Source organism: Mycolicibacterium sp. MU0050 (assembly GCF_963378085.1).
Lineage (GTDB): Bacteria > Actinomycetota > Actinomycetes > Mycobacteriales > Mycobacteriaceae > Mycobacterium > Mycobacterium wendilense.
This window is the reverse complement of the sequence record NZ_OY726395.1, coordinates 1,175,733-1,198,515: the sequence shown is the minus strand read 5'-3', so window position 1 is coordinate 1,198,515 and position 22,783 is coordinate 1,175,733. Positions and strand designations below refer to the sequence as shown.

Annotated in this window: 22 protein-coding genes; 9 read left to right on the top strand and 13 right to left on the bottom strand. The window is 69.3% G+C overall.

Translation table 11 applies throughout. The annotated features are described in order from the left end of the window. The first annotated feature begins 20 nt into the window (after nt 1-20). A complete protein-coding gene (locus tag R2K23_RS05805) occupies nt 21-512 on the top strand; it encodes an NUDIX domain-containing protein (RefSeq protein WP_396893535.1) in 492 nt (163 codons plus the stop codon). A 159-nt stretch (nt 513-671) separates the two neighbouring features. After that, nucleotides 672-1,190 carry an Rv2253 family sensor-like surface protein gene (locus R2K23_RS05800; RefSeq protein WP_316515082.1) on the top strand — a complete coding sequence of 173 codons (519 nt, stop codon included), beginning with the start codon at nt 672-674 and terminating at the stop codon, nt 1,188-1,190. A 1-nt stretch (nt 1,191) separates the two neighbouring features. Here the strand turns inward: R2K23_RS05800 and R2K23_RS05795 are convergent, their stop codons facing one another. The 4 genes from R2K23_RS05795 to fdxA (R2K23_RS05780) form a co-directional block, all read right to left on the bottom strand. Beyond that, nucleotides 1,192-2,145: a proline dehydrogenase family protein gene (locus tag R2K23_RS05795; protein ID WP_316515080.1), complete on the bottom strand. Its 954-nt coding sequence runs from the start codon at nt 2,143-2,145 to the stop codon at nt 1,192-1,194. Nucleotides 2,146-2,147: 2 nt separating this feature from the next. Further along, on the bottom strand, nt 2,148-3,785 hold the full coding sequence (gene pruA, locus R2K23_RS05790; protein WP_316515078.1) for an L-glutamate gamma-semialdehyde dehydrogenase: 1,638 nt from the start codon (nt 3,783-3,785) through the stop codon (nt 2,148-2,150). 226 nt (nt 3,786-4,011) lie between these two features. Then, nucleotides 4,012-5,097, bottom strand: a complete 1,086-nt coding sequence (gene dapC / locus R2K23_RS05785; RefSeq protein ID WP_316517081.1) for a succinyldiaminopimelate transaminase — start codon at nt 5,095-5,097, stop codon at nt 4,012-4,014. A gap of 26 nt (nt 5,098-5,123) precedes the next feature. Further along, on the bottom strand, nt 5,124-5,447 hold the full coding sequence (fdxA, locus tag R2K23_RS05780) for a ferredoxin (protein WP_316515077.1): 324 nt from the start codon (nt 5,445-5,447) through the stop codon (nt 5,124-5,126). 259 nt (nt 5,448-5,706) lie between these two features. Here fdxA (R2K23_RS05780) and R2K23_RS05775 point away from each other — a divergent pair, with 259 nt between their 5' ends. Continuing rightward, nucleotides 5,707-6,273 carry a PadR family transcriptional regulator gene (locus R2K23_RS05775; RefSeq protein ID WP_316515076.1) on the top strand — a complete coding sequence of 189 codons (567 nt, stop codon included), beginning with the start codon at nt 5,707-5,709 and terminating at the stop codon, nt 6,271-6,273. Then, entirely contained in the window at nt 6,270-8,315 is a 2,046-nt protein-coding gene (locus tag R2K23_RS05770; protein ID WP_316515075.1) for an NADPH-dependent 2,4-dienoyl-CoA reductase, read from the top strand. Before R2K23_RS05775 ends, R2K23_RS05770 begins: the two co-directional genes overlap by 4 nt. A gap of 77 nt (nt 8,316-8,392) precedes the next feature. On the opposite strand, the gene R2K23_RS05765 is transcribed toward R2K23_RS05770, so the two are convergent. The 5 genes from R2K23_RS05765 to fdxA (R2K23_RS05745) all read right to left on the bottom strand — a co-directional run bounded on the left by R2K23_RS05765 (nt 8,393) and on the right by fdxA (R2K23_RS05745) (nt 10,886). Continuing rightward, entirely contained in the window at nt 8,393-8,944 is a 552-nt protein-coding gene (locus R2K23_RS05765; RefSeq protein WP_316515073.1) for a YceI family protein, read from the bottom strand. A gap of 113 nt (nt 8,945-9,057) precedes the next feature. Continuing rightward, nucleotides 9,058-9,480 (bottom strand): group III truncated hemoglobin, encoded by a 423-nt coding sequence (locus tag R2K23_RS05760; protein WP_316515070.1) that lies wholly within the window; start codon nt 9,478-9,480, stop codon nt 9,058-9,060. 13 nt (nt 9,481-9,493) lie between these two features. Continuing rightward, nucleotides 9,494-9,925, bottom strand: coding sequence for a hypothetical protein (locus R2K23_RS05755; protein WP_316515069.1), 432 nt, complete (start codon nt 9,923-9,925; stop codon nt 9,494-9,496). Next, nucleotides 9,922-10,548, bottom strand: a complete 627-nt coding sequence (locus tag R2K23_RS05750; RefSeq protein ID WP_316515067.1) for a helix-turn-helix transcriptional regulator — start codon at nt 10,546-10,548, stop codon at nt 9,922-9,924. The genes R2K23_RS05755 and R2K23_RS05750 overlap by 4 nt, the downstream gene beginning before the upstream one ends. After that, entirely contained in the window at nt 10,545-10,886 is a 342-nt protein-coding gene (fdxA, locus tag R2K23_RS05745; RefSeq protein WP_316515065.1) for a ferredoxin, read from the bottom strand. The genes R2K23_RS05750 and fdxA (R2K23_RS05745) overlap by 4 nt, the downstream gene beginning before the upstream one ends. Before the next feature lie 50 nt (nt 10,887-10,936). Here fdxA (R2K23_RS05745) and R2K23_RS05740 point away from each other — a divergent pair, with 50 nt between their 5' ends. Genes R2K23_RS05740 through R2K23_RS05730 form a run of 3 tightly spaced genes read left to right on the top strand, consistent with a single transcriptional unit; the run spans nt 10,937 to nt 13,559 of the window. After that, complete coding sequence (locus tag R2K23_RS05740; protein WP_316515064.1) at nt 10,937-11,545, top strand: DUF2249 domain-containing protein; 609 nt, start codon at nt 10,937-10,939, stop codon at nt 11,543-11,545. Further along, entirely contained in the window at nt 11,542-13,266 is a 1,725-nt protein-coding gene (ctaD, locus tag R2K23_RS05735; RefSeq protein WP_316515061.1) for an aa3-type cytochrome oxidase subunit I, read from the top strand. The genes R2K23_RS05740 and ctaD overlap by 4 nt, the downstream gene beginning before the upstream one ends. After that, on the top strand, nt 13,263-13,559 hold the full coding sequence (locus tag R2K23_RS05730; protein ID WP_316515059.1) for a hypothetical protein: 297 nt from the start codon (nt 13,263-13,265) through the stop codon (nt 13,557-13,559). Before ctaD ends, R2K23_RS05730 begins: the two co-directional genes overlap by 4 nt. 9 nt (nt 13,560-13,568) lie before the next feature. Here the strand turns inward: R2K23_RS05730 and R2K23_RS05725 are convergent, their stop codons facing one another. Further along, complete coding sequence (locus tag R2K23_RS05725; RefSeq protein WP_316515057.1) at nt 13,569-16,145, bottom strand: bifunctional FO biosynthesis protein CofGH; 2,577 nt, start codon at nt 16,143-16,145, stop codon at nt 13,569-13,571. A 198-nt stretch (nt 16,146-16,343) separates the two neighbouring features. Here R2K23_RS05725 and R2K23_RS05720 point away from each other — a divergent pair, with 198 nt between their 5' ends. After that, nucleotides 16,344-17,537 (top strand): coiled-coil domain-containing protein, encoded by a 1,194-nt coding sequence (locus R2K23_RS05720; protein WP_316515054.1) that lies wholly within the window; start codon nt 16,344-16,346, stop codon nt 17,535-17,537. Between the two features lie 18 nt (nt 17,538-17,555). On the opposite strand, the gene R2K23_RS05715 is transcribed toward R2K23_RS05720, so the two are convergent. Next, nucleotides 17,556-17,996, bottom strand: coding sequence for a hypothetical protein (locus R2K23_RS05715; RefSeq protein ID WP_396893112.1), 441 nt, complete (start codon nt 17,994-17,996; stop codon nt 17,556-17,558). 263 nt (nt 17,997-18,259) lie between these two features. Then, nucleotides 18,260-19,147, bottom strand: a complete 888-nt coding sequence (gene mshB / locus R2K23_RS05710) for an N-acetyl-1-D-myo-inositol-2-amino-2-deoxy-alpha-D-glucopyranoside deacetylase (protein WP_316517079.1) — start codon at nt 19,145-19,147, stop codon at nt 18,260-18,262. A 403-nt stretch (nt 19,148-19,550) separates the two neighbouring features. Here mshB and R2K23_RS05705 point away from each other — a divergent pair, with 403 nt between their 5' ends. Then, nucleotides 19,551-20,747 (top strand): hypothetical protein, encoded by a 1,197-nt coding sequence (locus R2K23_RS05705; protein ID WP_316515048.1) that lies wholly within the window; start codon nt 19,551-19,553, stop codon nt 20,745-20,747. Nucleotides 20,748-20,875: 128 nt separating this feature from the next. Here R2K23_RS05705 and R2K23_RS05700 read toward each other — a convergent pair whose 3' ends face one another. Then, nucleotides 20,876-22,762 (bottom strand): ABC transporter family substrate-binding protein, encoded by a 1,887-nt coding sequence (locus R2K23_RS05700; protein ID WP_316515046.1) that lies wholly within the window; start codon nt 22,760-22,762, stop codon nt 20,876-20,878. Between the last annotated feature and the right edge of the window lie 21 nt (nt 22,763-22,783).

Here is a 22,783-nt window from a genome sequence, read left to right as displayed (position 1 = left end):
CCGCGTACCGCAACGATTGGATGACGCTGCGCGAAGACCAGATCCGCCGGCCCGACGGCAGCCCGGGCATCTACGGGGTGGTCGACAAACCCGACTACGCGTTGGTGATCGCGCGGGAGCGGGACCGGTTCATGCTCGTCGAGCAGTACCGCTACCCGCTGGGCCTGCGGCGGTGGGAGTTCCCGCAGGGCGCCGCCCCGGGCGGGGCAACGGTGGCCCCGCTCGATCTCGCCGCCCGCGAGTTGCGCGAGGAGACGGGTCTGCGCGCGGACTCGATGGTGGAGTTGGGGCTGCTTGACGTCGCAGCCGGGATGAGCAGCCAACGCGGCCGGGTCTTCTTGGCCACCGGCATCACCGAGGGTGACCATGAGCGCGAGCCCGAAGAGCAGGACATGCGCTGCGCCTGGTTTGCCCGCGCCGACGTCGAGGCGATGATCCGCCGTGGCGACATCACCGACGCCCAGTCAGTGGCGGCCTGGACGCTGCTGCTGTTGTCCGGCCACGACGGGTAGCCGGTCGGTCTCGGCGCGGCAACGCCCGCGACAAGGCCCGGCCAAGTCCCGGCATCGAGTCCATAACAACTGCGCGCAGTGCTTGGTCGCGGGCCTATCGTGTCACCTCGCGCGGCTACCGTGGTGAGCGAATAGTCCGTCTATCAGCAAGGATTCGCCATGCCCGCCCGTCGTCCACGTGCCATGCCGCGCGGTTACGCCGTGGCGGGGACCGCAGTGGGCGCCGTGGCCGCCGTCGTGGTCACCGCAGCGTCGCCCGCACAGGCCGCGCCGCGGCCGTGGACGGGGCAGTATTCGATGGTCACGTACGCCTCGCAGAAGGGCGGCACGAGCGTCGCGGCGCGCCAGAGCGAGGCCGACTTCGGCGCCGTGTTCGTGGTCTCGACGTCGTGTTCCGGCGGTACGTGCGTGGCGACCACGCACGGCCCGGCCTCGTCGAATCCGACGGTGCCCAACCCGTTGCGGTACAACTGGGACGGCCAGCAGTGGAAGGCCACCTACGACTGGGTGTGGCAATGCGCGGCGGACAGCCCGGAGTCGCAATGGAGCCCCGCCCGCTCGTTCACGTACTACGCGCCGCACAGCGACGGCACTTTGCGCGGGATGTGGCACACCGATATCGCCTCGGGCGCGTGCCGGGGTTCGGTGGTCATGCCGGTGGCCGCCATCCCGGCGTGATTCAGCGTCCCGCCAGCGCCCGCAGGAAGAACATCAGGTTGGCCGGCCGCTCCGCGAGCCGCCGGACGAAGTAGCCGTACCACTGCGTGCCGAACGGGACGTAGACGCGCACATGATCACCGTTGTCGGCGAGCCGGAGCTGTTCGTCGGTCCGGATGCCGTACAGCATCTGGTATTCGAAATCGCCCGGGCCCCGCGAGCTCTCGCGCAGCAACCGCGGCACCGCGGCCAGCACGGCCGGGTCGTGGGAGGCGATCATGGGATATCCCGGGCCGTCGATCAGCACGGCGAGGCAGCGCAGATAGTTGGCGGTGACCTCGTCGTGGTCCCGGTAGGCCACCGAGGCCGGCTCGTCGTAGGCGCCCTTGCACAACCGGATTCGGGCATCGGCCAGCTCACGGCAATCCGACAGGCTGCGATGCAGGTAGGCCTGCACCACCGTGCCGACTTGGTCGAAGTCCCGGCGCAGTTGCGCCACGATGGCCAGTCGCGCATCGGTGGTCGTGTGGTCCTCGGCGTCGATCGTCACCCACACGCCGACCTCGGTGGCGCGGCGGCAGATCGCGTACGCGTTCTCGGTGGCGATCTTGGCGCCGTCGGACGCCAACGCCTGCCCCAGCGCCGAGAGCTTGAGCGAGACCTCCAGCGGCGCAACGCCACCGACCGGTTCGTCGCGCCCTGCCAGCGCGTCGAGCAACCGCAGGTAGGCCTGGACGTTCGCGTGGGCCGTGGCGGTGTCGGTGACGTCCTCGCCCAGGTGGTCGATGCTGACCAGCCGGCGGGTGGCGCGCAGATCCGCGACGGCGGTCAGGACCGCCTCGACGGTCTCGCCGGGTACGAACCGGCGCACCACCCGGCGGGTGACGGGCAGGCGTTCGGCGGCCCGCTGCAGCCGCGTCGCGCGGCCGGCCGCCAGGATCGCCGGGCGGGCCAGGGTGTCGAACGCCGAGCCCATGGCTACCCGCCCATATGCGGATAGGTGTGGCCGGTGGGCGGGACGAAGGTCTCCTTGAGCGAGCGCGCCGACGTCCACCGCAACAGGTTCAGCGGCGACCCGGCCTTGTCGTTGGTCCCCGAGGCCCGCGAGCCGCCGAACGGCTGCTGCCCGACGACGGCGCCGGTGGGCTTGTCGTTGATGTAGAAGTTGCCGGCGGCGAACCGAAGCCGCTGTGACGCCGCGGTGATGGCGGCCCGGTCGTCGGCGATCACCGCACCGGTCAGCGCGTATTTGGCCCCCGCGTCCACCACGCCCAGGATGTCGTCGAACCGGTCGTCGGGGAAGACGTGGACGGCGAGGATGGGGCCGAAGTACTCGGTGGAGAAGGCCTCATCGGCGGGATCGTCGGACAGCAGCACGGTGGGACGGACGAAATATCCGGTGCTGTCGTCGTATTCGCCGCCGACGGCGACGGTGACGCCGGAGGCGTCCTTGGCCCGCTCTATCGCCTTGACGTTCTTGGCGAAGGCGCGCTGATCGATGAGGGCGCCGCCGTAATTGGTCAGGTCGGTGACGTCGCCATAGCTCAGCGCGTCGGTGGCGGCCAGGAAGTCGTCGCCCATGCGTTGCCACACCGAGCGCGGGATGAAGGCCCGCGAGGCCGCCGAACACTTCTGGCCCTGATAGTCGAACGCCCCGCGGATCAGTGCGGTCGCCAAGACCTCGGGTCGCGCCGAGGCGTGCGCGACGACGAAGTCCTTGCCGCCGGTCTCGCCGACCAGACGCGGATAGCAGTGGTAGCGCTCGATGTTGGCGCCGACCTCGCGCCACAGCCGCTGGAACGTCGCCGTGGATCCGGTGAAGTGGATTCCGGCCAGCCGGGGGTCGGCGAGCACGACCTCCGAGACCGCCAGCCCGTCCCCGGTGAGCAGGTTGATCACCCCCGGCGGCAGGCCCGCGGCCTCGAGCAGCTGCATGGTCAGCTGGGCGGCCAGCGTCTGGGTGATCGACGGCTTCCACACCACCGTGTTGCCCATCAGGGCCGGCGCGGTCGGCAGGTTGCCGGCGATGGCGGTGAAGTTGAATGGCGTGACGGCGTAGACGAATCCGTCCAGCGGGCGGTAGTCGGTGCGGTTCCACACCCCCGGCGAGCTGTTCGGTTGCCGGGCCATGATGTCGCGGGCGAACGCGACGTTGAACCGCCAGAAGTCGACGAGCTCACAGGGGGCGTCGATCTCGGCCTGGTAGGCGCTCTTGGACTGGCCCAGCATGGTCGCCGCGGCGACCCGTTCCCGCCACGGCCCCGCCAGCAGGTCCGCGGCCCGCAGGAAGACCGCCGCGCGCTCGTCGAACGGCAGCGCCGCCCAGTCGGCCCGGGCGGTCATCGCCGCCTCGACGGCCGCGGCGGCCTCGGTGTGCTCGGCGTTGGTCAGGGTGCCCAGCACGGCGCTGTGCCGGTGCGGCTGGACCACGTCGATCCGCGCGCCGTCGCCCATGGTGCGCTTGCCGCCGATCACATGCGGCAGCTCGATCGGCGTGTCGGACAGGTCCGCGAGGGCGGCGCTCAGGCGGTCGCGCTCGGCTGAGCCCGGGGCGTAGTCGTGCACGGGTTCGTTGCGTGGAAGCGGCACCTCGGTGATTCCAGTGATGGCGTCCATCTTCCAAGTTTGCTCGGCCCCGCCCGGCGACCATATGGCTGAACAGCCTTACCGCGGCGCGCACCGTTTGTAGCATCGGACAAGATCAGTCCGCGCGCCGGCGAGCCTGCGACACTGCGGATTTGTCCGCAACGCGCCGAGCCGGCGGACGACAGCGCATCCTCGCGGTGGCGGCCGTCCCGGACTGTCGAGGCGCGGGCCGGTGCGGCCCACAACGGAACTGCCGTCAGGCGAGGCGGGCCACCGCGGCGGCAATCCGCTCGTCGGTGGCGGTCAGCGCAATCCGCACATGCTGGGTGCCACGCGCGCCGTAGAACTCGCCGGGGGCGACCAGGATCCCCCGCTCGGCCAGCCACGCCACGGTGTCGCGGCACGGTTCGCCACGGGTGGCCCACAGGTACAGGCCCGCCTCGGAATGTTCCACGGTGAAACCGGCCGCTTGCACCGCCGGCAGCAGCGCCTCGCGGCGCCGCGAGTAGATCTCGCGCTGGTGGGTCTCGTGCGCGTCGTCGTCGAGGGCGGCGACCATGGCGGCCTGCACCGGGCCGGGCACCATCATGCCCGCGTGTTTGCGGACCGCCAGCAGCTCGGCGACCAACTCGACGTCCCCGGCGACAAATCCGGCCCGATACCCGGCCAGCGACGACGTCTTCGACAGCGAGTGCACCGCCAGCAGACCGGTGTGGTCGCCATCGCAGACATCCGGGTGCAGGACCGACACGGGTTCGGCGTCCCAGCCCAGGCCCAGGTAGCACTCGTCGGAGGCGACGATGGTTCCGCGTTCGCGCGCCCAGCTCACGACCTTGCGCAGGTGGTCGATGCCGAGCACCTTGCCCGTCGGATTACTGGGCGAGTTGATGAACACCAGCGCGGGCCGCTGCGGGCCGAGCTGGGTCAGCGAGTCGGCCGCCACCACCTGGGTGCCGGCCAACCGGCCACCGACGTCGTAGGTCGGATAGGCCAGCTCGGGGATCACCACGAGGTCCTCGGCGCCCAGCCCGAACAGCGTCGGCAGCCAGGCGATGAGTTCCTTGGTGCCGATGACGGGCAACACCGCGGCGTCGCTGAGTCCGGTGATGCCATACCGCCGGTGCAGCGCGGCCACCATCGACTCGCGCAGCGCCGGGGTGCCGACGGTCGTGGGATACCCGGGGACGGCGGCGGCCGCGGCCAGCGCCTCCTGGATGACCGGTGCGACGGGGTCGACGGGGGTGCCCACCGACAGGTCGACGAGCCCGTCGGGGTGCGCGCGGGCCTTGGCGGTGACCTCCGCCAAGGTGTCCCACGGAAATACCGGCAGCGACGCCGACACCGAGCGTCGGCGCGACATCGTCTGGATCAGTCCTCGCTCTTCGGAGGCATGCTCTTCACACCCTCCGGGTCGTTATCGGTCTGGCCCACCTTCGAGGCCCCGCCCGGCGAGCCGAGTTCGTCGAAGAAGTCGGCGTTGTGCTGGGTGTAGGCGGCCCAGTCCTCCGGGACGTCGTCTTCATAGAAGATGGCCTCGACCGGGCACACCGGCTCACAAGCGCCACAGTCCACGCATTCGTCGGGGTGGATGTAGAGCATCCGTGCGCCCTCGTAGATGCAGTCGACGGGACACTCTTCGATGCATGCCTTGTCCTTCACGTCGACGCAAGGTTCGGCGATCACGTAAGTCACAGAAAGCTCCTCAGGGTTCTCTGCGTTGTCCGTTTGGGTGTGCTGCTGATCTCGTCGTCCAGCGGGCTGTGACCAGTATCCATGGCCAAAACTAGACGGCTGTGCCAGTGTGCCCTAACTTGCGTGAACCGCGAGGCAGGAGCACGTTTACTGATACTAGACGTTGCATATACAAAACTCCCAAACCGGCAGGGCGATATGCGCGCAATTTCTGTGCAACTAGTTGCATAGGACTCGCGGTATCGCCTACCGTGCGGTCATGGCCTTACCCCACGCGATCCTGGTCTCGCTGGCCGAGAAGTCCGGCTCGGGCTACGAACTGGCGAGCCGGTTCGACCGCAGCATCGGTTACTTCTGGAGCGCCACGCACCAGCAGATCTATCGCACGCTGCGGACCATGGAAGCCGACGGCTGGGTGCACGTCACCCCCGTCGTGCAGCAGGGCCGGCCGGACAAGAAGGTCTACACGGTGTCGGACGCGGGCCGCGCCGAGCTGTCCCGATGGATCGCCGAACCGCTGCACGGTAAAGGCACCTCGGTCACCGACGGCCGCTCCCGCGACCTGGCGGTCAAGCTGCGCGGGGTCGGGTTCGGCGGCCCCGATGCCCTGGCCGCGCTGCGCGAACAAGTCGTCGCGTTGCGCGCCGAGCGGTCCGCCGTCCTCGACATCTACCGCGGATTCGAGAAGAGCCAGTTCCCCGATCCGGCCGGGCTCACCGGTTCCGCGCTGCACCAGTACCTGGTCCTGCGCGGCGGCATCCGCGCCGAGGAGGGCTCGGTCGAGTGGCTCGACGAGGTGCTGTCCGCGCTGGGAGGACCGTCATGACCGACAGCGTTCCGGCTCGCTATCCGAACCTGCTGGCACCGTTGGACCTGGGTTTCACCACGCTGCGTAACCGGGTGGTGATGGGGTCCATGCACACCGGCCTCGAGGACCGCGCCAAGGACACCGGCAGGCTCGCCGAGTACTTCGCCGAGCGCGCGCGGGGCGGCGTCGGGCTGATCATCACCGGCGGCTACGCACCCAACCGCACCGGGTGGCTGTTGCCGTTCGCCGCGCAACTGCTGTCCCCCGCCGAAGCGCGCCGACATCGGCGGATCACCGGGGCGGTGCACGACGAGGGCGGCAAGATCCTGCTGCAGATCCTGCACGCCGGACGCTACGCCTACCACCCGCTGTCGGTGAGCGCGTCGTCGATCAAGGCCCCCATCAACCCGTTCCGGCCCCGCGCGCTGTCCACGCGCGGGGTTCGCCAGACCATCGACGACTTCGTCAGGTGCGCACTGCTGGCCCGCGAAGCCGGGTACGACGGCGTCGAGATCATGGGCAGCGAGGGCTATCTGCTCAATCAGTTCCTGGCGCCGCGCACCAACCGGCGCCGCGACGAGTGGGGCGGAACACCGGACAAGCGGCGCCGGATGCCCGTCGAGATCGTGCGCCGCACCCGGGCCGCCGTCGGCCCGGACTTCATCATCGACTACCGGATGTCGATGGCCGACTACGTCGAGAATGGGCAGAGTTGGGACGAGATCGTCGCCCTGGCAACCGAAGTCGAGGCCGCGGGGGCGACGTTCATCAACTCCGGCTTCGGCTGGCATGAGGCGCGGGTGCCCACCATCGTCACCTCGGTGCCCAACTCCGCCTTCGTCGACATCAGCAGCGCGGTCGCCGAACACGTCGGCATTCCGGTGATGGCCTCCAACCGGATCAACATGCCCGAGGCCGCCGAGCAGATCCTCGCCGACACGCACGTCGAGCTGATCTCGATGGCCCGCCCGTTCCTGAGCGACCCGGACTGGGTGGCGAAGGCGGCCGCCGGCGCCGCCGACGAGATCAACACCTGCATCGCCTGCAACCAGGCCTGTCTGGACCATGCGTTTGCGCACAAGACGGTGAGTTGCCTGGTCAACCCGCGGGCGGGCCACGAGACCACGCTGGTCCTCGGGGCCACCCGGCGGGCGCGGTCGGTGGCCGTCGTCGGCGCCGGACCGGCGGGGTTGGCCACCGCGGTGACCGCCGCCCAGCGCGGCCACCGGGTGACGTTGTTCGATGCCAACGACTTCATCGGCGGACAGTTCGACATGGCCCGCCGCATCCCCGGCAAGGAGGAATTCTCCGAAACCGTCCGGTATTACACGACGATGCTGGACAAACACGGCGTGCGACTCCGACTGGGCGCGCGGGCCGGCGCCGAGGACCTGGTCGGGTTCGACGAGGTGGTGCTGGCCACCGGCGTGACGCCGCGACTACCCGACATCCCGGGCATCGATCACCCGATGGTGCTGACCTATCCCGAGGCCATCTACGGGCTGCGACCGGTGGGCCGACGGGTCGCGGTGATCGGTGCCGGCGGCATCGGTTTCGACGTCAGTGAACTGCTGGCAGGCGACGAATCGCCCACCCTGAACCTCAAGGAATGGAAGGCCGAGTGGGGTGCCCTGTCGCCGCAGGAGGCGCCGCAGATCCGCGGCTCGTTGACCACGCCGCTGCCGGCCCCCGCGGCGCGCGAGGTGTACCTGTTGCAGCGCAGCAAGGGGCCGCAGGGCCGCGGGCTGGGCAAGACCACCGGGTGGGTGCATCGCGCGTCGCTGAAAGCCAAAGGGGTGCAGCAGCTTTGCGGCGTCAACTACGAGCGCATCGACGACGACGGCCTGCACATCAGCTTTGGGGCCGACCGGCGCAGGCCGCAGACCTTGGCGGTGGACAACGTGGTGATCTGCGCCGGGCAGGAGTCGGTGCGCGACCTGGAAGACCAGTTGCGCCGCAAGGGTATTACCCCGCACATCATCGGCGGGGCCGCCCTTGCAGCCGAACTGGATGCCAAACGAGCGATCCGGCAGGGCACCGAACTCGCCGCCCGCTTGTAACTTCCCAGCGCGAGCGTGCATGTCCCCGGCCGACACGCCGGGGACATCGCGTGGTTTGCGCACGCTCGCGGCCGGCGTCAGGCCTGCCGCAGCGCCTCGATGTCCAGGCTGATCTTCACCTTGTCGCCGACGACGACGCCACCGGTCTCCATCGGCGTGTCGATGTCGATGCCGAAGTCCTTGCGGTTCAACACCACCGATGCCTCGAAGCCGGCGACCTCGCCGTTACCCATGCCGGGGCTGACACCGTTGAACTCCAGGGCGAGGCTGACCGGCTTCGTGACGCCGTGCAGCGTGAAGTCGCCACGCAGCACGTAGGCGTCGCCCTTGGCCTCGACACCGGTGGAACGGAAGGTGGCCATCGGGTACTTCTCCACGTCGAAGAAGTCGGCGGACCTGACGTGCGCGTCGCGCTGCTCGTTGCCGGTGTTGATCGAGGCGACGTCGATGTCTGCCGACACTGACGGCGTGCCGTCCTCGGCGATGGTGATCGTGCCGCTGAAGGTGTCGAAGTTCCCGCGCACCTTGCTCACCATCAGGTGGCGTACCGAGAAGTTGATCGACGAGTGATCCGGGTCGATGGTCCAGGTGCCGGTGGCAAGCGGGGTGGTCGTCAGTGAACCAGTCATTGTTCCTCCTGTGGCTTGTATGGACGGGGGCGCCCCCACGAGGCATAACCGGACCATGGTCCGCTTAATTCCGGATCGCGCGAAGAATTTCCACGCCGACCCGTAGACGCAGCTCAGCGGCCGATGAAGGCGTCGAGCTCCGGCGCGTCGTGGCCGATCAGCCGGCGATGAAACGCCCACGCTGACCGTCGCCCGTGCACCTTCGCCTGCTCGGCGACGGGACCGGCGAACATCTCGTCGATGGTGGCCATCCACAGCGTCAGCCACCGGACGAAGTGCGCGGTGGTCAGCGGGTGCTTCAGGTGCACCTCGCGGTGCACCTCCAAGGCGCTGCGTCGGTACAGCCCCGCCCGGAACAGCATGGTCTCCCAGAAGTCACACATCACCGGCAGGTGCCGCTCGAGACCCTTGACCCGCACCTCGCTGAACGGCTCCGCCAGCAGATCGTCGACCAGCGCCTGGCCATAGAAGCGGGACAACAGGGCATACACGTCGTCGCGGTCCGCGATGTCCGAGCGCAGCATCGTGACGGTCATTCGTCGCACCCCTCTACCCGGCCAGCGCGGCAATGCCGGCTACCAGTAATCCGACGACCTTGACCAACTCCAACCCCAGGTACACGAAATGCACCCGGGACCGCTTCTCAGCTTCGGCGCCGCCGGCCAGCACCGCGTCGGAACGCTGCGTGAGCCGGGGCCGCACCGCCAGCACCTGCGCCAGCAGCGCCACCACAGCCAGGCCGGTGGCCACCGCAGCCACCGGGGGCGGGGAGCCCAGCACCAACGCCGTCACCACGACGACGGCCAACACCGCCTCGCAGGCGTTGAGCGCCCTGAAAACCAAGCGGCCGATTCCCAGCCCGATCGGCAGCGTGACCCCGGGCGCCCGGAACTTCAGCGGTGCCTCCAGAAACGAGATGGCGGCCACCATGCCGAGCCAGAGGAAGAGGGCCGCACCGGCGACCGCGGCGGCCGCGCTCATGACCGCGCTCCGCTGAGGTGCGCCACGCACAGGTCCGGTTCGACGAACGGCGTGAGGCGCTCGACGGTGACGGGCGCGTTCCACGCTTCCAGGGCGCCTTGCATCAGGCCGAGGTGCACCGGGCAGACCACCTCCGGATGCACCTGCGCCAGCTCCAGAAATGGACAGTGCCGCAGGTCGATTCGCGACTCTCCCGGCTCCGGGGCGAAGCCGAGTTCGTCGAGCAACTCGACGAGCTGGCCGACAGGCTCGGCCTGCGCCGTATCGTGGCGAGGTCGGCCGAGTTCGGCGCCCATGGTCTTGCCCGACGCGCTGGCGTGCGTCACGGGATCGCCGCTGCGCGCCACCGAGTCGACCAGCGTCTCGGCCAGGAGTTGGTACGCGCGCGGGCCGGCCGGATCCATCCCCCTGGTCGCCACGAAGAGCTGCGGTGGCCGGCCGGGTCGGGCGGGTCGCGCGACGGCGCGCTCCACCAGACCGGACTCCATCAGCGCCTCGAGGTGGAACCGCACGGTGTTGGGATGCACGTCGAGTTGTTCGGCAATGGCGTTGATGCTCAACGCTTCCGCGCTGTCACGGAGGATCGCCAGGACGTCGCGGCGGCGGCCGCCGGCGGCGTTCATTGCTGTGGCGGCAGGCCGGCCACCAACGGTGCATCCACCTCGAGGGCACCCAGCTTTGCCGCCCCGCCGGGTGATCCCAGCGGCCCGTCCCGCCCCGGCAGGGTCTCGCTGAAGAACGCCTCGTTGTCGGCCAGGTACGGAGTCAACTCGTCCGGCAGGTCGTCTTCGTAGTAGATCGCCTCGACCGGGCACACCGGTTCACAGGCGCCGCAGTCCACGCACTCGTCGGGATGTATGTAGAGGGCCCGCCCGCCTTCGTAGATGCAGTCGACCGGGCACTCCTCGACGCAGGCCCGATCCTTCACGTCGACACAGGGCTTGCCGATCACGTAGGTCATGAGAGATAGTTTACACAAGCACCTATTGTAGAAACTAGGGGGAACCCGCGATGACCGAAGCCATCCTCGACGTCCGCGAACTACCCAAGCCGAAGAAGCATCCGACGATCTTCGCCACCTACTCCGACCTACCCGTCGGCGGGTCGTTCGTGCTGGTGAACAACCACGACCCCAAACACCTGCGCGACGAGTTCAATGCGGACCACCCTGGCAGTCACGACTGGACCTATCTCCAACGCGGGCCCCGGGAGTGGCGCATCCTCATCGGAAAACGCACCGCCACGGCGCTGCCGCGAGTGCTGGTGAACACCGCGGTCTCCGCCGAGCGCGGCACGGCCGACCCGACCGGCGCGGTCTGGAACATCACCGTCGCCGAACGCGATCTGGATTCCAACGTCATCGCGCTGCCGCCCGGCGGTGAGATCGACAGCCACTCCGGCCCCGACCTCGACGTCCTGATCCACGTCATCGCCGGAAGCGGACACGTCACCACCGAGCTGGACACCGAGGTCGCCCTCGAACCGGGCGATGTGCTCTGGCTGCCTCGCCGCTCGCGCCGCAAATTCACCGCGGGCTCCCAGGGTTTGCGCTACCTGACGGTCCATCGCCGGCGCGAAGCGCTGGTGTTACACCCGCCCGAACCGCTGCCACGGCCATGACCGCCGCACCGGAGATTCCGGCCGGCACCGACGAATCGCCCACCCCCGCAAGGCCCTTCCCGGATCACCGGGGGCCCAAGGGCGGCCTGATCTACAAGGTGCTCACCACCACCGATCACAAGCTGATCGGCATGATGTACATGGCCGCGTGCTTCACGTTCTTCTTCACCGGCGGCCTGATGGCCCTGCTCATCCGCGCCGAACTCGCCGGGCCGGGCCTGCAGTTCCTGTCCACCGAGCAGTACAGCCAGCTGTTCACCATGCACGGCACCGTGATGCTGCTGTTCTATGCGACACCCATCGTCTTCGGCTTCGCCAATCTGGTGTTGCCGTTACAGATCGGCGCACCCGATGTGGCGTTCCCACGACTGAACGCGCTGGCGTTCTGGCTGTTCGTCTTCGGCGCCCTCATCGCGCTGTCCGGCTTCCTCACCCCGGGCGGCGCCGCCGACTTCGGGTGGACCGCCTACACCCCGCTGTCCGACGCAATCCACTCCCCCGGGGCAGGCGGCGACCTGTGGATCCTGGGCCTGGCCGTGAGCGGACTGGGAACGATCTTCGGCGCGGTCAACATGATCACCACGGTGGTCTGCATGCGGGCCCCGGGCATGACCATGTTCCGGATGCCGATCTTCACCTGGAACGTCATGATCACGAGCATCCTTGCGCTACTGGTGTTCCCGCTGTTGACCGCGGCGCTGCTCGGACTGGCGGCGGACCGCCATCTGGGTGCGCACATCTACGACCCGGCCAACGGCGGGGTGCTGCTCTACCAGCACCTGTTCTGGTTCTTCGGCCACCCCGAGGTGTACATCGTGGCGCTGCCGTTCTTCGGCATCGTCACGGAGATCTTCCCGGTGTTCTCCCGCAAGCCGCTCTTCGGCTACACCACGTTGGTGTACGCGACCTTCGGCATCGCCGCGCTGTCGATGGCGGTGTGGGCCCACCACATGTTCGCGACGGGTGCGGTGCTGCTGCCGTTCTTCTCGTTGATGTCCTATCTGATCGCCGTGCCCACCGGGATCAAGTTCTTCAACTGGCTGGGCACGATGTGGCGCGGGCAGTTGACCTTCGAAACTCCGATGCTGTTCTCGGTGGGGTTCATGGTGACCTTCCTGCTCGGCGGCCTATCGGGCGTGATGCTGGCCAGCCCACCGCTGGACTTCCACGTCACCGACTCCTATTTCCTGGTGGCACACTTCCACTACGTGCTCTTCGGCACCATCGTGTTCGCCTCCTTCGCCGGTCTGTACTTCTGGTTCCCGAAGATGACCGGGCGCCTGCTCGACGAACGCCTGGGCAGGCTGCACTTCTGGCTGACGCTGGTGGGCTTCCACACCACCTTCCTGGTGCAACATTGGCTCGGCAACGAGGGGATGCCGCGCCGCTACGCCGACTATCTGCCGTCCGACGGGTTCACCATCCTCAACGTCGTCTCGACGGTGGGCGCACTCATCCTCGGCATCTCCATGTTGCCGTTCGTGTGGAACGTCTTCCGGAGTTGGCGCTACGGCGAGGTGGTCACCGTCGATGACCCATGGGGCCACGGCAATTCGCTGGAGTGGGCCACCAGCTGCCCGCCGCCGCGACACAACTTCACCGAACTACCCCGGATTCGTTCCGAGCGCCCGGCTTTCGAACTGCACTACCCGCACATGATCGAGCGGCTGCGCGCGGAAGCGCACGTGGGGCGGCCGCACAACGCGAAGGGGGCACCATGACCCAGCAACAGCTCAGCATCGAACCGCTCGGCGACCACGACTACCTCGTCTGGGTCGGGGTGGCCGAGGACATCGACGACACCGCGGTGACGCTTCGCGTGCGCGCGGATCCCGATGTGGTGCACCAGATCTCGGGGTCCGAGGCCGACGATAAACGGGTGATCGCCGCGACCATCGCCTACCTGACCGCACGCCAACGCGCCGACGACCTCCCGGGCGACCTGGATCTGCAGGACGTGGCCGGCTTCTACGACGACTACGTGGAGTTGCTGCAGGCACAGTTGCAGGGCTGACCGGCGCGGTCAGGCCGCGATGGTCGCGTAGGTGGTGGTGCGCTGGCGGGCCGGGCGGCCGATGCCGGCGGCGATCTCGACGAGTTCGGCCGCGGTCTTGGCCGAGCCGTTCTCCGAGCCGGCCATCCGGGAGATGGTTTCCTCCATGAGCGTGCCGCCGAGGTCGTTGGCGCCACCGCGCAGCATCACCTGGGTACGCTCCACGCCGAGTTTGACCCAGCTGGTCTGGATCTGGGATATCCGGCCGTGCAACATGATTCGGGCCAAGGCGTGCACCGCCCGGTTGTCCCGATGCGTCGGGCCGGGCCGGGACGCCCCCGCCAGGTACAGCGGCGAGGATTGATGCACGAACGGCAGCGGCACGAACTCGGTGAAACCGCCGGTGCGGTCCTGGATATCGCGCAGCACATTGAGGTGCCCCACCCAGTGCCGGGGGGTGTCGACATGGCCGTACATCATCGTCGAGCTGGACCGCAGCCCGACCTCGTGCGCGGTGGTGACGACCTCGATCCACATCGACGTCGGCAGCTTGCCCTTGGTGAGCACCCAGCGCACGTCGTCGTCGAGGATCTCCGCGGCGGTGCCCGGAATCGTGTCCAGGCCGGCTTCGCGCAGCGCGGTCAGCCACTCCCGGGTGCTCATCCCGCTCTTGGTGACGCCGTTGGCGATCTCCATCGGCGAGAAGGCGTGCACATGCATCGACGGCACCCTGGCCTTGACGCCGCGCACCAGGTCGGCGTAGCCCGTCACCGGCAGCTCGGGGTCGATGCCGCCCTGCATGCAGACCTCGGTGGCCCCGGCGACATGCGCCTCCCACGCCCGGTCGGCCACCTCCTGAACCGACAGCGAATAGGCATCGGCATCGCCCTTGCGTTGCGCAAACGCGCAGAACCGGCAGCCGGTGTAGCAGATGTTGGTGAAGTTGATGTTGCGGTTCACCACATAGGTCACGTCATCGCCGACGGTGTCGCGGCGCAGCGAGTCGGCCAGCGCCGCAACGGCATCCAGCGCCGGACCGTCGGCGGTCGCCAGCGCCAGGTACTCGTCGTCGCTGCACCCGGCCGGGTCCCGTTCGGCCGACCGCAACGCGGCCAGCACATCGGTGTCGATGCGTTCCGGCGCCCGGGCCGCCAACTCGTGCACGTGCGCACGGATGGACTCCCAGTCGCCGAACGCACTGTCCAGATCGCTGCGGGTCTCGGTGAGCCGCCCGGCGGTGTCGATCGCAGTGTGCAAGTCGGTGCGGCCCAACGACTCCGAGGCCTCATCCGGCTCCTGCCAGGGCAGACCCACCGGGTTGACGTCGGCCGCCCATCCGGTCTGCGGATCGGCCAGCGCGTCGACGTGCGCCCGCACCCGCGGATCGATCCAGGCCGCCCCGGCCTGCACATATTTCGGTTGCGCGGTCAGCCGCGCCACCAGGTCGTAGCCGGCCTCGGCGGTGACCGCGGCCAGGTCATCCAGCGCCGGCCAGGGGCGTTCGGGGTTGACATGGTCGGGCGTCACCGGCGATACGCCGCCCCAGTCGTCGACCCCGGCGCCCACCAGGGCCAGGCACTCCTGAGCCGACACCAGATTCGGCGGCGCCTGCACCCGCATGCCGGGCCCCATCACCAGACGCGTCACCGCGACGGTGGCCAGGAATTCCTCGAAGTCCGCATCGGGCGTGGCCGCCATCGCGGTGTGGTCCTTGGCGCGGAAGTTCTGCACGATGACTTCCTGGACATGACCGAATTCCTTGTGCGACTTACGGATCGCGTGAATGGTCTCCGCCCGCTCGGTCAACGTCTCGCCGATGCCGACCAGTAGCCCGGTGGTGAACGGAATCGACAGCCGCCCGGCGTCGGTCAGGGTGCGCAACCGCATCGCCGGATCCTTGTCCGGGCTGCCGTAATGCGCCTGTCCCTTGGTCTCGAACAGCCGCCGCGAGGTGGTCTCGAGCATCATGCCCATCGACGGCGCCACCGGCTTGAGCCGGGACAGCTCCGACCAACTCATCACACCGGGATTCAGGTGCGGCAGTACGCCGGTCTCCTCGAGCACCCGAATAGCCATGGCCCGCACATAATCCAGCGTCGAGTCATAGCCACGCTCGTCGAGCCATTGGCGCGCCTCGGGCCAGCGGGCCTCCGGACGATCCCCCAGGGTGAACAACGCCTCCTTGCAGCCCAACTCCGCCCCGCGGGCGGCCACCGCCAGGATCTCGTCGGGTTCCATGTACATGCCCTGCCCGGCAGCACGCAGCTTGCCCGGCACCGTCACGAACGTGCAGTAATGGCAGGTGTCCCGGCACAGGTGCGTGATCGGGATGAACACCTTGGGCGAATAGCTGATCGGCAGGCGTCCATTGGCCCCGCGCCGTCCCGCAGACTCCAGCCCGGCATCCCGGACCCGGGCGGCGCTGGCACACAGGTCGGCCAGATCCTCGCCGCGGGCCGCCAACGCGACAACGGCCTCTTCGACGTTGAGCGCCACACCGTCGCGCGCACGCCGCAACACCCGCCGCAACGCGGCGGGACTGGGGACCACTGATTCGACGGGCATGGCCGGATTGGGCAGGTCGGCGTGCTGCGGGTTCAGAGCCACTCCCCTGTAACCCGTCGGTGCATGAGATTCATTCCGCGTCCCACCATCTGAAACATCGGCGCCTGTCCTGACGGCACCCACACTAGCCCCGCGCGCGAACCCGCGAAACACGACCTGCGGTTGCGCGGCTGCTAGCTGTGCATCGGCTGATGTTCCCGTAAGTTCTTCCTGAGCTATCACTCGGTTAGGGGTGCTGACATGCAGATTCCGGTTCGAGCCAGCCTGGCGGCCGGGTTGACCGCCGCAACGGCCGCTGCGCTTGTCGCGGCGCCCGCGGTGGTGTTGGCCCCGCCGGAGCTCGAACCGGTCGTCGTGCACGCCGAGGTCACCCAGCTCAATGCCGCATCCGACCTGATCACGTCGGTGTACGGGGTCACCAGGTACTGGGCGAACTACGCGAGCTTGGAACTGGCGCCGTGGGCGCTGGGCTGGGTGCCGTTCGGTTATCTGGTGAGCGACCAGATCTACATCTGGTACCCGGGCGGGGGCTGGCAGCCCGGGTTCGTCCTGCCGGTCACCGACAGCTTCGTCGAGGACTTCCTCAACCCCGTGGTCAACGATCCGCTCGACCTCGGGACGTGGACGTCGGGCATCGGCGCCGTCGCCAACGCGGCCGCGACCGGCGTGGTCGGCGGCATCGAGAACGAGATCCGCTACGCGCTGAGTCTGGACTGGCTGCCGTTCCCGCTGCCGCCGCTGCCGTCCCTGGCCGCGACCCAAGCGTCCGGGACGGACCTGGCACTACCGCAGCGCCTCGTCGCGTTCTCCGCGGCGCTGCGCGCCCTGGCAGAGTCGGCCGACGGCGCGGCCGACGAGTTGGCCTCCGATCTTCAGGAGCGCGCGGACCGGATCGCGGCCCTGGTGCACGAGAATTCCGAGCGCATCATCGATGCCGGCCTGCGGTTTGCCGCCGACCTCGGCAGCGCGGTGCCGAGGCCGCCCGAGCGGGCGATCGGCGCCGGGTTCGCAGCCCCGGCGCCGGATGCCGGGCCCGCCGCAGCGCCCACCCTGGCCGACGTCGCGCTACCCGAGCCGGACGACGACCGGCCCGCGACCCGCGAGCGGCCCGACCTCGCCGGTGCGCCTCCCGGGCCCGAAGCCACGGAGCTGCCGGCAACCCCGGACCGCGCCGAACCACCCGCGCTCAACCCGCGGAAGGCGCTGGCGGCCGCGAACGACGCCCGCCGCGAATCGGCCAAGAAGGTCGCCACCGACGTTCGGGAGCGGGCGCGCGAACACGCGAAGTCACTGCGCGGCGGTCTGCGCAAGGCCACCGCGGCACTCACCGACCGCCGCGGTACCCGGGGCGGTGACACCGACGCCGGTGGCAGCGCCGATGACGCGGGCAGCGACAAGGCGCGCGAATCCCGGGCCGAGGCCGAATCGGACTAGATCCGCAGCACGGGCCGGTCAGGCCATCCGGCCGGCGTCGTTGTGCCGCAGCAGAAACCACGTCGCCGGGCCCGCGCCCACGAGGATCAACAGGATCGGGTAGAACGCCCGAACCCCGGAACCGCCGAAGAACACGTCGCCGCCGGGCCCGCCGAAGGTCAGCACCGCGACGGTGACCAGCCAGGCCCACAGCGGCAGCGCCGCCAGGCGGGTCTCGGTGACCCACTGCGCGGCGGCCCACACCAGCGCCAGGTTCACCGCGCCGGCGAAGATCGCGCTGATCGGAAACGGGACGGCACCGATATAGGAGGGCAGGAACAGGACCGCGGCGAGTGCACAGATGACGCCGTCGACGGCCAGCAGGCCCAGGACGACGGGACGGACGGCGGAATCCACTCCGCGGATGTCGATCAGGTTGGGACGCTGTCGAGCAGCCCGGCCAGCGAACCCACCACCCACTGGAAGTTGTCCATCCGATCCTGCCAATGCTGCAGGTTCGGGTCCAGATCTGGATCCATGGTCCGCCCCTTCCGATGCGCCGCTGTCGGCAGCCTACCCGAGTCGAGTAGTGCGTTACTCGACTCGGCGGCCCTCGCTACGTCAATGGCGCCGACGCTCATCTTCTCGAACACGACGGTCGTAGCGTCGGACGCAGCGTCAGGGTGCGCAAGCTCGCCGGCGGGACTGGGAGGGGGCAGTCCCGCCGGCGTTCTCTCCCGCGCCTATTCGTCGACCAGACCCGCCAGCAGGTCGGTCTCCCAGCCCCGCTCGTCGCGCGGGCCGGCCGCACCGGAAACCAGGATGTAGTGCTCGTGCCCGAGGACGGGCAGCGCCAGATTGTTCGAAAGGGCGGCGGCGCGCCGGGTCGGCCCTACCACCACCTGAGTGGCGTGTGCGGACAACGCCTCGATCTTTGCTGCCAGCCCCTCGGTGGCGTCGACCATGGCGGTGATCTGGTCGTCGGGGAATCCGAAGTCGAGGTCGGCGGGCGGGCGCTGCCAGTGTTCGAGCAGGTCGTCGTCGGCCAGCGCGGCCACGGCGGCCTGCAGAGCGGTCGTGGACATCACCGTCCAGTAGAACTTCGCGACCTCCCAGGGCTCGCCCGGGTACTCCTCGGAGTCCGCGGCGGCGGCGACGGCCGCGGTGGTGACCTGGTGGGCGCGGATGTGGTCGGGGTGTCCGTACCCGCCGTTGGGGTCGTAGGTGACGACGACGTGCGGCCGCAGCTGCCGCAGGATCTCGACCAGGGCGCCGACCGCCTCGCGCTCGTCGGCGTCGACGAAGCGTTGGCGGCCCGTTCTCGGCTCGGTGCCCGCCATCCCGGAGTCGCGCCAGCGGCCCGCGCCGCCAAGGAAGATCGGGTCGCCGATCCCCAGCAGGTGCAACGCCGAGCACAGCTCGGCGATCCGGTACCCACCGAGCTGGTCGGCATGGTCGGCGGCCAACTGCGCCCAGCGGTCCTCGATGATCTCGCCTTCTTCTCCGAGGGTGCAGGTGACGACGTGCACGTCGGCCCCGTGCGCGGCGTAGTGGGCGATGGTCGCGCCCGTGGTGATGGTCTCGTCATCGGGGTGCGCGTGGACGAACAGCATCCGGGGCCGCTCAATCAGCATCGGCATAGCCTAAACGCGGATCGCCGTCAGTGGCACAAAGGTCGATCAATCCGCAGCAGATCCTCAGTGTCGGCCATTTTGGTCGCGTGCCGCGCGGTGTCCCGCGACGCACCGACGCGGCGCTGAAAGTGCAAGCGGGGTCGCAGCTTTCGGAGGAAAGCCCGGCGAAGAGGCACCGGCGGGACGCGGCCGGGCCGAATTTCGCGCCCGCGGGCCCGCCGACCATCGGCCCGCAGGGGCCACAGGCTGCGTGTTTGCCAGAGTTGGGAAAACCGAACACTTTGCGCACGCAAATGAAACCCGTGAAAAACCTGAGACCAGGCTGAGATTGCCCGAAGGGACCGGTACCGTCAGCAACGTCGGGGGACAAATCACGAGCGAATTTCTGGGGGGCTTCTTCATGACTCGAGCACAACGCGGCATCGCCGCAGGCGTCGCAATCGTCGGTGCCGGCGCAATCGCACTCGCGCCGGTCGCACCGCCGGCATCGACAGCGCGAACCACCACCGTCCCGGTCGCGCTGACCGCCGCCTACACCGAGCCGCCGCTCGAACTGTTCGCACTTTCGGCCCAGCGCGCCATCGGAGGCCTCGCCCTGGCCCCGCTGAATCCGCTGATCATGGCGGTCGCCATCGCCGGCGGCGACGAGGAATTGTTGTACGCCGCCCTGCGGCAGAGCATCGATGCGCCGTTGTGGGTGGCCGACCCGAGCCTGGAGGCCATCGCGCAAATCCTTCCCGAGGAACTCGGGGGCGGCACCGGCCAGGAGTCCACCACCACGACCGACGACGGCGCGCTGCTGCAGTTCCGCAACGACGTGCTGTGGGCCGGGACCGACGAACTTCGCACCGCCATCGCCGACGCGCTCGGTGTCCCCGCGGGCGCCAACGACAACCCCGCCGCGGTGCTGGCGGAGGGCTTCGTGCGCTCGGCGTCCAACCTCGCGACCGGTGCCGTGCTGGCCCCGCTCGGGATCATCCCGATCGCGCAGGCCATCGCGGCCGGCGACGAGGAGGGGCTGTACCGCGCCGTCCGGCAGTACATCGACGCGCCGCTATGGGTCGCCGACCCCGCCATCGAGGCGGTCGCGGAGGTGCTTCCGGACTCACTCGGCGGCGGCACCGACGGCGATCCCCGCACCACGGGGCCCGCGGACGGCGCCGTCATGCAGTTCCGCAACGACGTGCTGTGGCGGGCCACCGAACAGACCCGCAGCCTGGTGGCCACGGCGCTCGACGTGGACCCCGACCTCGACGCCTCGGACACCGAGACCGCGGGCATCGCCGCCGCATCGGAGCCGGCCGACGTCGCGCCGCACCAACTGCGCCGGCAACTTTCGGCGTCCGATCCCGTCTCCGCGAAAGCAGCCGACGGCGACACCGCCAAGCCGGATCGGCCCCGGCCCGTCCGCGCCGCGGTCAAATCCCTGGGCAAGCAGGTGGAGTCCGTCTCGAAGCGCAGCGACCGCACCGTGGACAAGCTGACGAAGCCGAAGCGCAAGGCCGCGCCGGCTGCGTCGAGCGCCTCCGATCAGGACGACAACAAGGACACCAAGACCGAGGGCAAGAAGGAAGCCAAGAAGGAAGCCAACGACTGAGCCCAGCGGCCCGCGGGGCCGGGCCGAGTCGGACGGCGGTCAGAGGGGGAGGCTGGCCGACCGGCCGGCAGTGGTGGGGTGCGTCGAAAGATGTGCCCCACCACTGCTTCCGGGCCAACCACTGAGGGCTAGCGGCGTTTGGTCCAGGTTCCGGCATCGCCGACGATGCCCACCGGCACCGCACCGGACAGACTGACGTTCTGCACCGAAGGTCCCGCGGCGACGATCGTGGTGTCCTGCAGGATGGGTAGCACCGTCCACATGTTCCACAGCTTGGGTTCGACCGCCTCGATGACCTCGTCGATGTCCATGGAACCGTCGAGACCCGCGTCGATGGTGGGCTGGATGCTGTGGTCGCACACCTGGGTCAGGTTGGACGGGGCCTGCACCAGCCGGCCGTCGTCCTCGGGCGCCGGCGACGGGGGTGTCGTCAGCGGCGTCGTGGCCGGTGGCGTTGGCGGTGCGGGGGCCGCCGCGGGCGACGAGGTGGGCGTCGGCGTCGAGGTGGGCGCCGGGCTGGGCGGTGCACCCGAGGTCGACACCGTGGTGGCCTGCAGTGCCCGACAGCCGTAGCGCGACTCCAGCCGTGTCGCGAGGTCGCCACCGGCGTGCCGCCAACCAACCATGGCGTCGAACCTGTTGTTGGCCAACGCCTCTCCGTACAGCACCACTGGGTCCAAGGCCAGCACCGAGGCCGCGATCCCGGCGTTGCGCAGCTGATCGGCGGCGGTGTTGGCCACCGCCACCGAGGTCGGGTCGTTGGCGGCCACACCCAGCACGAAGGTCAGCTGCTCACCATCCTTGCTGATCCGCCCTCGCGTCACGCCCTGCGGTGGGGCCGGCGCCCCGGGGTCGTCCGCACTTTCCTGCTCGACGACGTAACCGGCGCCCTCCAACAGCGCCAGGGCGGCTTCTCGACTGAGCGCCGCCGGCGCCGTGGGCACATATCCCGGGTCCGACGGCGAACGCACCTGCGCCTGCGCCAACGTGACGGTGTTGTCGCTGCCGGCCCCGACGGCGGCCAGCAGATCCACGTCGAGCAGCCCCAGGATGCCTTTGCGCACTTGCGGATCCGTCAACTGCGGCTGCTGCCCGCGCAACGTCAGCTGCATCACCTGGGGGGTGACGATCCGCGAAGTCCGCACGTCGGGAATCGCCGACAGTTGCGCGAACGTCGCCGCTCCCCCGTGCACCTGCGCCACCTGGGTGTCGCCGTTGCGAATCGAGTCCGCCAGCGCCGCGGGCGCCCCGGCCCGGCGGAACAGGATCTGGTCGGGCACCGCCGGCGGGCCCCAGAATCGGTCGTTGCGCGCCAACAGGATCTCGTCGCGCTGCGGGTCGATGGTCTCCACCCGGAACTGCCCGCCGGTCACCGGCATCACCCGGGCCAGACCCGCGAGGAAGCCGCCGGGGATGTCCTTGACGATGTGCGCGGGCACGATGTCGGAGAACAGCTCCCGCCACGCGTGATAGGGCTGGGAGAAAGTGACCACTGCGGTCTTTCCGCCGTCGACCGACTGGACCCCGGTGATCAGGTCGTAGCCGGCCGGGTCGACGACACCGGGTTGGCTGACCATCTGCCGCCACAGATACCAGAAGTCGTCGGCGGCGATCGGCGCGTTGTCGGTCCAGGACGCCTCCGGCCGAATCTTGTAGGTCACGGTGAACGGGTCCTCGTCGGTCACCTCGGCGGACAACAAGAGCGTGCTGTCAACCTCCCAGCGGGACCCCGTCGGACTCTTGGTGTCCGGCACCGGACGGAAGGCGCTGGGCAGCACCAGCGCGCTGATCGCGGCGTTGACCGGCGACTGATCGGACAGCAGATGCGGGTTGAACCCCGGGCCGATGTTGTCGATCCCCATGATGATCTGCATGGCCTTCGGCGGCGGGGGTGGCGTGGTCTCCGTGGTCTCGGTGCTCTGCGGGGCCGGCGGCGGACTGACCGTGCACCCGCCGGTCAGCAGCACCGACAACACGGCCGCCGAGGTCAGGAGGCGGCTGCGGGCGGGGGGCACGTCAACAGGGTAATGGCAGCC